This window comes from Neobacillus mesonae (assembly GCF_023715155.1).
Lineage (GTDB): Bacteria > Bacillota > Bacilli > Bacillales > Cytobacillaceae > Neobacillus > Neobacillus mesonae_A.
Map to the genome: position 1 here is coordinate 1 of NZ_JAMBNQ010000006.1, position 14142 is coordinate 14142.

The following is a 14142-nucleotide window of genomic DNA, read 5'->3' on the forward strand; positions in this document are numbered from 1 at the left end:
TTGAACAATCTCTATTATAGAAAAAAGTGAGTTTTTTGTTTGGTCTAACCACTTGTCACCCACCCGCATAGCAGGTGGTTTTTTGTTTCGCACGCTATCGCGAGCTCAACGGACTAAAGTCGTAATATAAAGGACTCTTCAAAATTACGAAGAGTCCTTTTATTTAAAATTAATAGGCTTTTGCCCAGTAAACCATATGTTTTGCTTCTTTGCCGCAGCAGACACATTTATCTGACAGCTGTTCCTGTTCAAATGGGATACAGCGGGATGTTGCACCAGTTTCTTCTTTGATTTTTTCCTCACAAGCTAATTCGCCGCACCACATTGCTTTAATAAAACCAGGTTTTGTTTCAAGCGTTTCTTTTAATTCAGGAAGCGTTAAAGCTGTAGATGTTCTTTCTTCGCGGTGCTTTAATGCTTTATTGTATAGGTTTGATTGAATCTCATCTAATAATTCAACAAGCTTTGTTTCTAATTGGTCCATTGGAACTACCACTTTCTCCAATGTATCCCTTCTTACTAATACCACTTGTTTATTTTCAATGTCTTTTGGCCCAACTTCAAGGCGGACTGGAATACCTTTCATTTCGTATTCGTTAAATTTCCAGCCTGGCTTTTTGTCGCTGGCATCAATATCAACTCGGGCAGTTTTTCCAAGAGATTCTTTCAATCCGTAAGCAAAGTCGAGCACGCCTTCTTTATGCTGTGCGATTGGAACAATCATAACTTGAGTTGGTGCTGCTTTTGGCGGAATCACAAGACCTCGGTCATCACCGTGAACCATTATTAACGCGCCAATTACCCTTGTTGTAAAGCCCCATGAAGTTTGGTGAACATATTGAAGTTTTCCCTCTTTATCGGTGTATTGAATTCCAAAGGCCTCGGCAAATCCTGTGCCAAAGTGGTGGGACGTACCGGACTGAAGCGCTTTTCCATCATGCATTAAGCTTTCCACGGTAAAGGTAGCTTTGGCCCCTGCAAATTTTTCCTTTTCCGTCTTTTGTCCTTTTACAACAGGGATTGCCAATATATCTTCAAGAACGGAAGCATACACATTCAGCATTTTGATGGTTTCTTCCATCGCATCTTCATCTGTTGCATGTGCCGTATGACCTTCCTGCCACAAGAATTCTAAAGTGCGTAAGAAAGGACGGGTTGTTTTTTCCCAGCGGACAACATTGGCCCATTGGTTATAAAGCTTTGGAAGATCTCGATAGGAATGGATAATATTTTTATAATGCTCACAGAAAAGCACTTCCGAAGTTGGGCGAACGACTAATCGTTCGGTTAGTTCTTCATTTCCGCCGTGTGTTACCCAGGCTACTTCAGGAGCAAATCCTTCAACATGATCCTTTTCCTTTTGCAGCAGGCTTTCAGGAATAAAGAGCGGCATATACACATTTTCATGCCCGGTTTCTTTAATCCGGCGGTCCAGTTCATTTTTAATATTATCCCATAATGCAAAACCATATGGACGGATAATCATGGAACCGCGCACACTTGAATAATCAATTAAATCTGCTTTGGTTACAACATCTGTATACCACTGGGCGAAATCTTCGTCCATGCTCGTTACATCTTTTACAAATTCCTTTGCCATTTTTACACCTCATTATTTTGTTTGTTCATCTTAAGGGTTTCTTCCCTTTTTAAAATATAAAAAGGCCTTGATCCTTAAAAAGGGACCAAGGCCTGGCGGTACCACCCTAAATTTATAAAGCGATAATGCTTTATACTCTTTCCATGATAACGGAATTTATCCGCTTGTATCTTCAGGTCAATCCGATACAGAACTCGTGAGGCAGGTTCAAATGATTGTCTTAAGAAACCTCACACCAATGGTTTCCTCTCTTCGTAAGACCGCCTCATTTTACTAATCCCCGTCATTGTTTCGACTATATATTTGAAGAAATTATATATTTCCCAATGAAAAAAGTCAATTCCTGCTGAGGAATATTTTTCATCCTTTAAGATTACTATAGCCCAAAATCTATTTTTTACAATCTACCTTTTAATCTTACGAAGGTAGATTAAACTGTTGAATAATATGGGGAAAATGATTATGGGAGGACTTTGTTGTTTAATATATACTTTTGCAAAATGAGGAGCCGGGGTATTTTTAAACAGATTAGATTATGGAAATTACGAACCAGTAAACCGTTTTTTTGAAATGTTTTGTATTTAGATTTCCTGCAAAAGACAAGTTCTACTGTTTCATCCTATGATTTGTCATTAAGTCGTTTTATTAAAAACAGGATCATAGTTTTAGTTTTATCCTGGAGATTCCGTCTTAAAGACAGGTTTCCTCTATACCTAACCGATTTTGTCTTTAAAGACAGGTCTCTACTAAACACAAATTCTGTCTTTGAGCTACTTTATTATAAACAGACTCTTTCGCTTCTCACTCTATTTTGTCCTTAAAAAGACCCCCAGCCTTAAGGATAAACCGAATCCTTTTAGCATGTTCTTCTACGAACTAGAATAGAATGATGATAGGGATTCTAGCAATTTAAATGGAGGTGCATTCCTTGTCCAAGGTCGAAGAAAAAGATATCCAGAACCAATCAACTACGAATAACAATAAAAATGATGTGAAAGTGAGTAATCAATTTAGTTTTACTTTCAACTTCGGAGACTCCTTAAATTTAGTGGCGCTGATTGCCGGTATATACCTTATCAAGAACCTTAAAAAAAGAAGGAATCGAAAGAAGATAAAAGCTGTCGACTAGCGGGTCTGTCCCCTTTCGACAGCTTTTTTTATTGACACTATTTCCCTATCGTTATATAGTTTAACACGTGAATAGTTAAAGTGTTGAACTAATTTTAAAATAAAGAGAGGTGACTTTCATTTTGGACGATGAGATGATTCAAGAATTAATTAACCGTTATGTAACTGTTTCCTTCCAAGTCCACAAAAAGGCGGAATCCTTAATTAAGTGTCAGCTTGGAAATGATTTAACAAATGATCAACATTACATATTAAGGTATATGTTCAATTCAGGCAGCTGCACCTCGACGGAATTGGCTGAAGTCTTTGAGGTAAATAAAAGTGCGATAACCGCTATTATTAGTCGTATGGCAGATAGAGGATTAATCGAAAGAACAAGAGATGAAAATGACCGCAGGGTTGTTTATTTGACATTAACAGATGAAGGGAAAGACCTTTATCAAAAGGCACAAGAAAGAATTCACTACTTGGTTGAATCGATTATAACCCAATTTGAGGAACCCGAAATTAAAGCGTTTATTAACACCTATGAAAAATTAGCACAGGTTTTAGATAATAAGAAATTAGAAGAACGGGAGGAATAAAAAGTGAGAGCCATCATCAAAGGAAAATGGTTCATCTTAATTGCCTGGATTGTTATGATTGCCGGTCTTTTTATGGCATCGCCGAATATGGAGAATCTTGTTCGTGAAAAAGGACAAATTACTGTACCTGAGGGCTATTCCTCCACAATGGCGGAACAAATCCTAAAAGATGTCCAATCAAGTGAAAATAAAGGTGTAAATTTACAAACTGCTCTTGTTTTTCATAGTGACAAAAAGCTCACAAAGGAAGATTTTAATTCTGCAGAAAAAGCTGTAAAAGCACTTGAACAGCATAAACAAGAGTTAGGTATTACCAATCTTGTTACCCACTTCAATCAAGAAGAACTAAAAGACCAGCTTGTATCAAAAGATGGAAAGACTATACTTGTTTCCTTAGAGGTAACGAGAAACGGGCGTGAGGCCAAAGAGATCACGAAAGATCTTTATGCCGAGATTGATAACGTAAAACTCGATCACTACTATACCGGGAGCTGGGTAATTGGCGAAGATCTCGTCACCAACTCACAAGAAGGACTGAAAAAAACAGAAGGAATTACAGTTGTCTTTATACTAGGTGTATTGCTGCTGGTTTTCAGATCCATCATCGCTCCTATAATTCCATTAATTACGGTCGGCTTCAGCTACCTAACAGCACAATCGATTGTTGCCATATTAGTAGATCAATTTAATTTTCCATTATCAACTTTTACACAAATTTTCTTAGTTGCAGTATTGTTTGGTATTGGAACAGACTATTGTATTTTACTCCTCAGCCGATTTAAAGAAGAATTAGCAAAAAATGAAGATGTGACAGAAGCCATCGCGGCTACCTACCGCACTGCCGGAAAAACAGTTTTGTTTAGCGGGATTGCTGTTTTAATAGGATTTGCTTCCATTGGATTTTCTACTTTCCAATTATATAAATCGGCTGCAGCTGTAGCAGTTGGTGTGGCCCTGCTGCTACTAGGCTTGGTAACCATTGTTCCCTTTTTCATGGCTGTCCTTGGCAGGAAACTGTTTTGGCCTTCAAAAGGGAAATTGGAGCACAGTGACAGCAAAATCTGGGGGGTTATGGGAAAATTTGCTCTCTCCCGCCCATTATTAGCCTTTATTATTGTCGTGGTTGTATCTGTACCATTTTTATTTACCTATAAAGATCAGCTTTCATTTAACTCGCTAGAAGAAATCAGTGATCAATACCCATCGATTAAAGGCTTTAATCTTATTGCCGATTCATTTGGACCGGGGGATTCAATGCCGACCCAAATCGTCATCAAGAATGATGATCAAATGAATACATCCGAATATATTGCGTTGACTGAAAAAATCAGCCAAGAGCTTAAAAAAGTAGATGATGTCAAAACAGTACGCTCGCTAACTCGTCCGACCGGAGAGGTTATTGATGATTTTTATCTTTCCAAGCAAGCAGCAAGTATCGGCGATGGACTGGGCAAAGGAAATGACGGCATTAAAAAAATTAGTGACGGACTTGCAGAAGCAGGTACCCAGCTTGAAGCCAATCAGCCCAAAATGGATGAAGCAGCAAACGGCATTAACACGTTAATTAAAGGTACAACTGATTTAAAAACTGGAATGGGCTCGCTTCAAAATGGCTTAAGTCAAATTGAAAAAGGTCTGAAAGATGGGTCGCTTGGTGCAAGTGATGCAAGGAAAGGCCTTGAAGAAATTGCTTCACAATCTGAAAAATTATTAGACGGCTACAAGCAGCTGTTAAATGGGTATAAAAAGGCAGGTGCAGGCCTCGAAACACTCAAAGGTCATTACGATGAGATTTCCGCAGGTCTTATAAAGCTCCATCAAAGCCTAGCTGGAACCGACTCCTATTTTGCAGGACTAGAAGAGGATTATAAAAATAGTAAGGATAGTAAAGGCAGAGATTTTTCTCAAAATCCAAACTATCAAGCTCTTAAAATGACAATCGCAGGAGCAAAAGCGGCAACTGATCCTGCCTTCAAAGACCCTGAAGTATCAGTAGTAACGGCTTTGAATGTCTTAAATAAAAACCTAAAAGAGGTCCAAGACGGGATATCTCTTGCCAATGGCCAATTCTCTAAAGCAATCGATGGTCAAACTCAGTTGATTGCTGGGATGGAAAAATTGATCGCCGGTATGAAACAATTAGAAAATGGACTAAATAAAATGGAAAACGGCCAGGGACAAATTATTTCCCAGCTGCCGCAATTTTCTAATGGTTTAGATGGCATAAAAAATGGACAGCAGCAGGTGCTTACCGGTTTCCAGACAATGAGCGGACAAATTTCTGAGCTGTCAGATGGTTTAAATCAAAGTGCAGATGGTCTCCATAAGGTTTCAAAAGGTTTAAACTCTGCCCAAGATTACCTAACAGATGTATCTAAGCAAAAACAGAATGGTTTCTACATTCCACAAGATGTACTTGACAGCAAAGATTTTGCCCAGGCATTGGATACCTATCTATCACAAGACAGAAAAGTGATGACAATGGATGTTGTCTTTAATAAAAATCCTTACTCCAGTGAAGCTATTGGCAAAATATCGGAAATAAAAGATACAGTCGAACGTGCTGTCAAGGATACAAAACTAGAAAATGCTAAAGTCGCTGTCGGCGGTGTCTCCAGTATGCAAAATGACCTTGATACCATTTCCAAAGGAGATTACTCAAGAACAGTCGTATTAATGCTTACAGGTATTTTCATTATTTTGATTATCCTGCTTCGTTCATTCATTATGCCGATTTATTTAATCGGCTCATTGGTACTAACCTACTACACGTCCATGTCGATTGCAGAAGTGATTTTCATTAACTGGTTAGGATATACAGGAATCAGCTGGGCCGTTCCATTCTTTGCATTTGTTATTTTAATAGCTCTTGGAATTGACTATAGTATATTCCTGATGGACCGTTTTAACGAGTACCGTCATTTGCCTGTCGGTCAGGCCATTCTGGAATCCATGAAAAAGATGGGTTCGGTTATTATATCCGCTGCAGTTATTTTAGGCGGTACATTTGCAGCCATGATGCCTTCAGGCGTCCTTTCATTGCTCGAAATTGCTGCCATTCTATTGATTGGTCTAGCTTTATATGCACTTGTCGTGCTGCCGCTATTTATACCAGTTATGGTCAGAACATTTGGTGAAGCGAACTGGTGGCCATTTAGAAAGGACAGCAGTAATCATATAGATCAAACGAATTAAAATAAAAGCACGCTAAAATCCCATTTTTCAGCGTGCTTTCTCTTATTTACCCAATCTATTAAAATGCTTTACATAACGCCGGCATCGACAATCAGTTTTTTCTCGACCGTATTCAGTTCAGCGCGGACCCCAAACGGAATGGCAAAATGGGGATTACAATGTCCAATCTTCAATCCCTTCACCGCCGGTTTATCTGCCATTTTTATATAATGTTCAATTACCTCATCCAACGTGAACGATAAATTATTTTTTGACGTACACTCACAAAAATCACCAATTAGAATACCGCGCACCTTTTCAAGCTTTCCAGCCATCCATAACTGATTTAACATCCTATCAACCACACGTGGTTCTTCATTTACGTCTTCAATGAACAATATCTTTTCTTCCGTATCTATTTCAAACCTTGTTCCAAGCGTGCTTATAATAAGAGATAAATTCCCTCCAACCACCAGTCCGCTGGCTTCTCCCTCCCTTAACACATTCATTGATGAGGTTTCCTCTGTATAGACTAATTGTAAGGGCTGAAATAGCTGTGAAAAGCCTTCTTTTGATAATGGATGGGTATCCTCCTTCCCGATGTCGGACCCTAACATGGGACCATGGAAAGTAGCAAGCCCTGTTTCCTGCCTGATAGCAGTATGTAAAAACGTAATATCACTGTAGCCCCAGAAGATCTTTGGATTATTTTTAATCATGTGATAATCAATAGAGCTGGCAATTCTCCCGGTTCCGTATCCCCCGCAGGCACAAATAATGGCGTTCACTTCATAATCTAGAAACATCTGATGTAAATCCTCCAGCCGCTCTTGGTCAGTCCCTGCTAAATACCCATTCACCTTCCTGACATGTTTCCCCATTTTAATGTTTAGCCCAAGGCTTTTTAAAAACTGAATCCCACGTTCAAGATTTTCCATGTTTGGCGGACCTGCCGGGGCAATCACCCCCACTGTATCACCTTTCTTCAGACGATTAGGTTTTATCGCTTTCATCACGGTGCCTCCCTCCACTATTACTCTATATTATGAAGACTCTGGATATTTCAATCAGAATAATGTAATGAAAATAAATGAAACTTTTTTGCCATCCTGCCGTACATATTTAAAGAGCCATTTAAAATTTCACCTTGTACCATCAACGTAATTATTCCGTCTTAACGGCTGGTAAGACTTCCGCCTCAAGATGATAAGTTAACAAAGAAGCTGGGCGGGCGGTCAGCTGCCCATAAAGGTCCGATTTTTGAAAAATGGTGAAACTGACCGATGCGAAACCAAAGATTTGTTAAGCCACTCCAACCGGTTTTGTTCTAGCTCTTTAACAAGTGCGAAAGCAACGGTAATATAGTTAGTACAACGAGACAAACCATCAATGGAGTATAGGGAAAAATCGGAATTTTACCTTATAATAGGAATAACTGAAAGGAGAGAAAAATAATGGGTGTTACTCTTAGTAAAGGGCAAAAGGTAGACCTGACAAAGGCACATCCAGGGCTACAACATGTTGCTGTCGGTCTTGGCTGGAACAGTAATCTAGGGGCCAATTACGATTTAGATGCTTCTGCATTTTTATTAGGCCCAAACGGTAAAGTTCAAAGCGATCAGGATTTTGTTTTTTATAATAATCCTTCAGGAGGCAGCGGTTCGATTGTTTATAGCGGCGATAACCGCATTGGTTCGGGAATTCAGGATGCGGAACAGATCCGGATTAACCTTGGCAATGTTCCATCCCACATTCACCGGATTGCCTTTACCATTACGATTCACGATGCTCAAGCCAAGCGGCAAAATTTTGGACAAGTATCTGATTCCTATGTACGAATCTTTAATGAGCAAACAAATGAGGAACTTTTACGCTACAATCTTGGAATGGACTTTACGGTTGAAACTGCAATCGTTGCGGCTGAAATCTACCGGCATAATGGAGAATGGAAATTTAATGCGATTGGCAGCGGATTTCAAGGGGGGCTGGCAGCCTTGTGCTATAATTTCGGGGTGACAGTCGACGATCCACCGGCAAGCACACCAACACCACCGCCGTCTTATCAGCAAAATCAACCATCCAATTATCAACAGAATACTGGGATGAATTATTCCAACCCGCAGCAGCCGATTACCAATAATGCTTACCAGCAAACTCAAAGAGCTTATGATCCTTACCAGCAAAGCCAGCATAACCAGCCTTCAAATCAGCAGCCTTTCTTTGGTTATCCGGCTCAAACTATCCCTTCTGGTTCGAATACGAATCGTACATATGGCGAGGATGAAATTACCTGCCCAAGCTGTCATTCGGCAAATGTACGTACAGGGAAAAAGGGATTTGGACTGGGAAAGGCCGCAATTGGCGGGTTAATTCTCGGACCTGTTGGACTGCTTGGCGGCTTCATCGGGCAAAATCAGTTAAAGTTTACTTGTAATAACTGTGGCAGCACTTGGTCCCCTTCTCAAACAGACTATGCCGAATGGGCCAATAATCAAAAAAGGAAAGCCCAGGATTTATTTCACCGGTATAAGAGTCAGGATGTCCTTGATGCAGTGGTGGCTTCCTGTGCCTTAGTGGCCATGGCAGACGGATATTTAGATGCTTCAGAACGGCAAAAAATGATGGAGTTTGTCCACCAAAGTGAAGAATTACGTGTGTTTGACACCAATAAGGTGATTCAACGATTCAACCTGTATGTGTCACGGATAGAAAATGATCGAGTAATCGGACGTGCAGAGGCCTTCCGTGCACTAGGAAAAATTAGAACCAAGCCTGAAATCCCCCGCCTTGTTGCCCGTTATTGCATTGCAATCGGCTATGCTGACGGGACATTTGATCAAAATGAAAAACAAACGGTGATTGATATCTGTCATGAATTGGGACTAAACCCGGCTGAGTTTTTATCCTAAAAAGGAAAAGCCTCCAAGTTAGGAGGCTTTTCCTTTTATTTCCACACCCGTTTGTTTTCAATCCTTTTGGTTAAACCTGAAGCATCCAATTTTTCCAAAAATGGAATCATATATTTACGGGAGAGACCCAGTATCTCTTTTGCTTCCCCCACCTCAAACTCAAGACCCGTGTTACGCTTCAATTTGTCCACTGCTTCATTAAAAACAGCACCATAATAGGCAAATTGTTCATCCAGCATCACAATAAGACCCTGATGTTCAAGAAATCGTTTTACATCTATTTCTATAGAAGCCGGTATGCCTGCTGCAGAAAAATAATCTTTTAAATAGCGAACTTTTAATTCATCCTTTTTTAACTCGTCCAGCATATTTTCCGTCCGCTTTGCCCAGTTTTTCGGGACATGCGGATTAAAATCAGCAAGAAATACAAATTGTTCCTTTCGTTTCAGTACTTGATTCGTAATCCCAATCTCAATGACAAAATCCAAAAGGTTTTTAGGAACCTTTTTTTGCATGGTCTGCATGAGCTCCGCTTTGTTTACCCCAAGCTTCATAGGGGTTTCATGGTGAAACTCCTGGAGGTAATCAATGATATCCTCTTCAATTGAATCAATGAGAACGGAAAGTGTATACTCTTTTCCATTGAATAAAACAAATTCCTTTTCTTTCAGCTGCTCTGACAATACCTGTTCTTCCAGGGCTGTCTGTTTCATTAACTCACTAAACGGCAGGCTTTTCGCTTCCATTAAAGCAGCCGTAATTCTTTCCTTGGGCGAGCCTTCCTTCTTCTTTTCCAGCTCTTCAATCGTGTGATTGCCAAAACGGTATTTTTGCCCTCTTGGATCAATCACCCAGCCTCCCCCAATAGTTTCCTGCGGACTTGGCCTTCGTAAAATAAAGCGGTCTCCCCTTTTTGTAACAATTTCTTCCTCCAGTCTCAGCTGGCATAAAATTTCCCCATTTTCTTTTTTTATTTCATTCCGGTCAAAGAATACAATTCTCCCCATGACCTCTGTTGTTCCGATATGCAGTTTTATCGGCATTCTTTGCTTGATTAAATGTTCGAGTTCCTCCACCACTCTGATTGCCACATCAATCGTTTTCGTCACAATGAAATGTTCTGAGGAAACGACTACATCCCCGCGCTCCAGATCCTCTTTGGAAACACCAGAAAGGTTTAAGGCAGCACGCTGTCCTGCATAGGCTTTACCTGCAGATTTATGATGAACTTGAATCTGCCGGACTCTGGCATCTAGACCCTCTGGCATAATTTTTAGTATCTGACCTTCCTCTATCGTCCCTTCATAGACGGTTCCCCGGACAACGGTCCCTTGGCCTTTCACTGTAAAAACCTGATCAATCGGCATCCTAAACGGACCCTTCGTATCCCGCATTTCTTGTTCTTTCAGCGTCTTTATGATAAGTTCTTTTAATTGTTCAATTCCTTTTCTGGACAGGCTGTCAACAAGAATAAATGGTGCACCTTCAAAGACACTTCCTGATAATTCCGCTAAAATATCGTCTTTGACCAGTTCAATGAATTCTTCATCTACACGGTCAATTTTTGTAATGGCCACAATGCCATTTTTTATCCCTAAGAATTTTAAAATCTCCAAATGTTCTCTTGTTTGCGGCATTACGCCTTCATCAGCTGCTACAACGAGAACAACCAGGTCAATGCCGGCAACACCGGCAATCATCTGCCGGATAAAACGCTCATGCCCTGGAACATCAATGACAGAGATTTGAATTTCTTGGTCTTCATATAATGGAGCAAATCCCAGCTCGATTGAGATTTGTCGTTCTTTTTCTTCTTTTAGTCGGTCTGTATCAACATTTGTCAATGCTTTTGTAAGGGAAGTCTTCCCATGGTCAATATGCCCCGCCATGCCTATGGTAAAAAATCGTTTTTCCAATCCTGCCACCTCTTTATCCCGCATTAACGGGCAGTCAGACCCCGCTTAACTTTTAGCGTTAGCAGGAAGTATAAGCGGGGTAACGTAACTGCCGCATTTGCCCGATTGGTTCAACTAACAATCAGCGGTGAATCGATCTCACCTGCTGATGAAGTTTAAACTATATGGTCTTCTTCTTTAACTGTATCTTTTATAAATGGATAGTTCAAGAGAACCGTTTTTAGGCTTCCAATTCAAAACAAAATCGTTCACAATTTTTCACAAATGGATTATACTATATATATAAATTTGCACTAAGGAAACTTTTGTTGATACACGAACAAACTTTGTGTACACGAAAGAACGAAAGGATGGTATCTTATGAGCAACATAAATTCACTGGCTGTTGAAAAGGCTCAGGCTGCAGAGCAACGAACCGTTTCAGCCGCTCGGGATGCCATTGATGGAAAAGTAAAAGGCATCCGTGCATTGCTTCCGTTTATCGGACCAGCGTTTATTGCCTCCATTGCCTATGTAGATCCAGGAAATTTCGCAACTAACATACAAAGCGGAGCCAGCTTTGGTTATAAAATGTTATGGGTAATCGTTTTAGCCAATTTAATGGCACTGCTCCTACAAAACATGTCAGGAAAACTAGGAATTGCAACAGGAAAAAATCTGCCGGAGATTTGCCGGGAATATATGCCAAAATGGCTGGTCATCATCATGTGGGTCGTATCCGAATTAGCGGCGATGGCAACTGATCTCGCTGAATTTATAGGAGCGACGCTTGCATTAAATTTATTAGCTGGAATCCCTATGCTTTATGCCGTTTTTATTGTCGGTATTGTAACATACTTTATTTTAATGCTGGAAAAATTCGGTTTCCGTCCCTTGGAAAAGTTTATTGCAAGTTTTGCAATGCTGATTGGTTTATGTTATTTGGTTGAAACCATATTTTCAAAACCAGATTTCGGACAGATTGCCTATCACAGTGTGGTGCCATGGCTTGGCGGCAAAGAAAGCATTATGCTGGCCGTGGGTGTCATCGGGGCAACGGTTATGCCTCATGCCATCTATTTACATTCAAGTTTGACACAAAAACGAATTATCCCGCGTAACGATTTGGAAAAAATAAAAATACAAAGGTACAGCACGATTGAAATTTTGATTGCCATGACACTTGCAGGTTTTGTAAATATGGCGATGATGTTTATGGCAGCATCTGTATTTCATTCATCTGGACAAAGTGATATTGCGGATTTAACAACAGCCTATCATACACTTACACCACTGCTTGGTTCTGCAGCAGCAAGTGTATTCTTGATTTCCCTGCTGGCCTCAGGACTATCCAGTTCTGTTGTCGGGACAATGGCAGGCCAGGTCATTATGCAAGGCTTTGTCGGCTTTACCATCCCTGTCTGGGCCCGGCGTGTTATTACCATGCTGCCAAGTGTCATTATTGTCGCCATTGGTTTAGACCCAACGATGACACTCGTGGTCAGTCAGGTGGTCCTAAGCATAGTGCTTCCGTTCCCTATTATTGCCTTGATTTACTTTACACAAAAGAAAGAGCTAATGGGCGTACTGACCAACAAACGGATAACCACCATATGTTCCACCCTGTTTGCCGTCATTATTTTAGGATTAAATGTATGGCTTGTCATTCAAACATTGATGGGATAAGAAAAGCCGAGGTTCAGCCTTTTTAAAGAGCTGGACTTCGGCTTTTTTTAAAATTACTTAGAAATAATCCTGGTGCTGCTTCAACTTCATTGATTAACCGGTAACCATTTTTTAGATACAAATTCTTTGCTGGCAGATTATCTTTCCCAGTGGATACTTTATATACTGTTATTTTAGGATCATTTTCTTCGATTATAGCTAAAAGCTTCTGGGCAATTCCTTTTTTAAAATGCTTGGGATGCACGACCAAACGGCAAATCTTCATTTCTTCTCCTTCAATAGTAAAAGAGATAGCACCTGCTAAAATATCGTCTTCAAAATATCCAAAGAAAGTTTCTTCACAATTTCTTAAATCATCAATGGTTTCAACTAGAGGTGGAATTTCGAAAAAATGGATCAGGTTTGCTTCCACAAGATAAGAAGCTTTTTGCAGTTCAAATAATTCCCTTACTAAACTGTTATTTTGTAATTCTAGTTTTTTAATGATCACAGTCTCTCACCTTGTGTTGCTTAAGTAAGATGGGATATCTGGTTATACGATTTTATTTCCCAGCAGTCTTCACAAAATTGAATTTCGTTCATACAGGCATTTTGGATTTTGATCTTGCCTCGTCCTAATTCACCATTCGATAATTGTGCGAGAAGCGAACCTATCACTGCACCATGTGCGACCAGCAGCACTCTCTTATCTTTATAATTTTGATTAATTTTTTCGAGTCCTGCCATCAGCCTGTTCATAAAGTGAGATTGATCTTCCTCATTTGGGTATTGATAATCCGGGAAGGCCCTGCGTCTTTCCTCGAATGTCATCCCCTCTGCATCCCCAAAATATTTCTCTTTAAATTCCTCCATTACGACAAGCGGGATATTTAAACTTTCATTGATAATTTCAGCAGTACGTTTAGCTCTTTTTAATGGACTTGTAATGATAACTTCCCAATTAGAATTTTTAAGATATTGGCCGCTTTCTTTTGCCTGCTGGATTCCCTTTTCATTTAACGGTATATCTGTGCTCCCCTGTAACTTTCCTGCCAAGTTCCAATCCGTTTCCCCATGCCGTACGATACAAATGGTTGTCATCCAGTAAGATCCTTTCCGTATATATTTTTTCCATTGTACAAAAAATCTCCATCCCATAACAACAAAAAAACGAGCAAAGTCCACTA

At 40.0% G+C, this 14142-nt stretch carries 10 protein-coding genes and 1 other annotated feature; of the genes, 5 read left to right on the forward strand and 5 right to left on the reverse strand.

Going from position 1 to position 14142, the window contains the following annotated elements:
- Positions 1 to 169: 169 nt before the first annotated feature.
- Entirely contained in the window at positions 170 to 1600 is a 1431-nt protein-coding gene (gene proS, locus M3183_RS07775) for a proline--tRNA ligase (RefSeq protein WP_251468225.1), read from the reverse strand.
- A gap of 77 nt (positions 1601 to 1677) precedes the next feature.
- Positions 1678 to 1896: a binding site (T-box leader), on the reverse strand.
- Between the two features lie 632 nt (positions 1897 to 2528).
- Between proS and M3183_RS07780 the strand changes: the two genes are divergently transcribed.
- From M3183_RS07780 to M3183_RS07790, 3 genes are all read left to right on the forward strand, one after another.
- Positions 2529 to 2729 carry a hypothetical protein gene (locus tag M3183_RS07780; protein WP_251468227.1) on the forward strand — a complete coding sequence of 67 codons (201 nt, stop codon included), beginning with the start codon at positions 2529 to 2531 and terminating at the stop codon, positions 2727 to 2729.
- A gap of 121 nt (positions 2730 to 2850) precedes the next feature.
- The gene (locus M3183_RS07785) at positions 2851 to 3312 is read left to right on the forward strand and encodes a MarR family winged helix-turn-helix transcriptional regulator (RefSeq protein ID WP_251468229.1); all 462 of its coding nucleotides are present in this window, start codon (positions 2851 to 2853) and stop codon (positions 3310 to 3312) included.
- Positions 3313 to 3315: 3 nt separating this feature from the next.
- Positions 3316 to 6507: an MMPL family transporter gene (locus M3183_RS07790; protein ID WP_251468231.1), complete on the forward strand. Its 3192-nt coding sequence runs from the start codon at positions 3316 to 3318 to the stop codon at positions 6505 to 6507.
- Positions 6508 to 6575: 68 nt separating this feature from the next.
- Here M3183_RS07790 and M3183_RS07795 read toward each other — a convergent pair whose 3' ends face one another.
- Positions 6576 to 7499, reverse strand: coding sequence for a S66 peptidase family protein (locus M3183_RS07795; protein ID WP_251468233.1), 924 nt, complete (start codon positions 7497 to 7499; stop codon positions 6576 to 6578).
- Between the two features lie 441 nt (positions 7500 to 7940).
- Here M3183_RS07795 and M3183_RS07800 point away from each other — a divergent pair, with 441 nt between their 5' ends.
- Positions 7941 to 9395: a TerD family protein gene (locus M3183_RS07800; RefSeq protein WP_251468235.1), complete on the forward strand. Its 1455-nt coding sequence runs from the start codon at positions 7941 to 7943 to the stop codon at positions 9393 to 9395.
- A 35-nt stretch (positions 9396 to 9430) separates the two neighbouring features.
- Here the strand turns inward: M3183_RS07800 and selB are convergent, their stop codons facing one another.
- Positions 9431 to 11335 (reverse strand): selenocysteine-specific translation elongation factor, encoded by a 1905-nt coding sequence (gene selB, locus M3183_RS07805; protein ID WP_285879033.1) that lies wholly within the window; start codon positions 11333 to 11335, stop codon positions 9431 to 9433.
- 336 nt (positions 11336 to 11671) lie between these two features.
- Between selB and M3183_RS07810 the strand changes: the two genes are divergently transcribed.
- Positions 11672 to 12976: an Nramp family divalent metal transporter gene (locus tag M3183_RS07810; protein ID WP_251468237.1), complete on the forward strand. Its 1305-nt coding sequence runs from the start codon at positions 11672 to 11674 to the stop codon at positions 12974 to 12976.
- Between the two features lie 22 nt (positions 12977 to 12998).
- Here M3183_RS07810 and M3183_RS07815 read toward each other — a convergent pair whose 3' ends face one another.
- Both M3183_RS07815 and M3183_RS07820 read right to left on the reverse strand, forming a co-directional pair.
- Positions 12999 to 13466: a GNAT family N-acetyltransferase gene (locus M3183_RS07815; RefSeq protein WP_251468239.1), complete on the reverse strand. Its 468-nt coding sequence runs from the start codon at positions 13464 to 13466 to the stop codon at positions 12999 to 13001.
- 20 nt (positions 13467 to 13486) lie between these two features.
- A complete protein-coding gene (locus M3183_RS07820) occupies positions 13487 to 14056 on the reverse strand; it encodes a histidine phosphatase family protein (RefSeq protein ID WP_251468242.1) in 570 nt (189 codons plus the stop codon).
- Positions 14057 to 14142 lie beyond the last annotated feature (86 nt).

What these genes read in the sequence shown, in the direction of transcription:
- M3183_RS07795 (WP_251468233.1), bottom strand. Translation starts at nt 7,499, where the DNA reads ATGAAAGCGATAAAACCTAATCGTCTGAAGAAAGGTGATACAGTGGGG.
- M3183_RS07800 (WP_251468235.1), top strand. Translation starts at nt 7,941, where the DNA reads ATGGGTGTTACTCTTAGTAAAGGGCAAAAGGTAGACCTGACAAAGGCA.
- M3183_RS07820 (WP_251468242.1), bottom strand. Translation starts at nt 14,056, where the DNA reads ATGACAACCATTTGTATCGTACGGCATGGGGAAACGGATTGGAACTTG.
- selB (WP_285879033.1), bottom strand. Translation starts at nt 11,335, where the DNA reads ATGCGGGATAAAGAGGTGGCAGGATTGGAAAAACGATTTTTTACCATA.
- proS (WP_251468225.1), bottom strand. Translation starts at nt 1,600, where the DNA reads ATGGCAAAGGAATTTGTAAAAGATGTAACGAGCATGGACGAAGATTTC.
- M3183_RS07810 (WP_251468237.1), top strand. Translation starts at nt 11,672, where the DNA reads ATGAGCAACATAAATTCACTGGCTGTTGAAAAGGCTCAGGCTGCAGAG.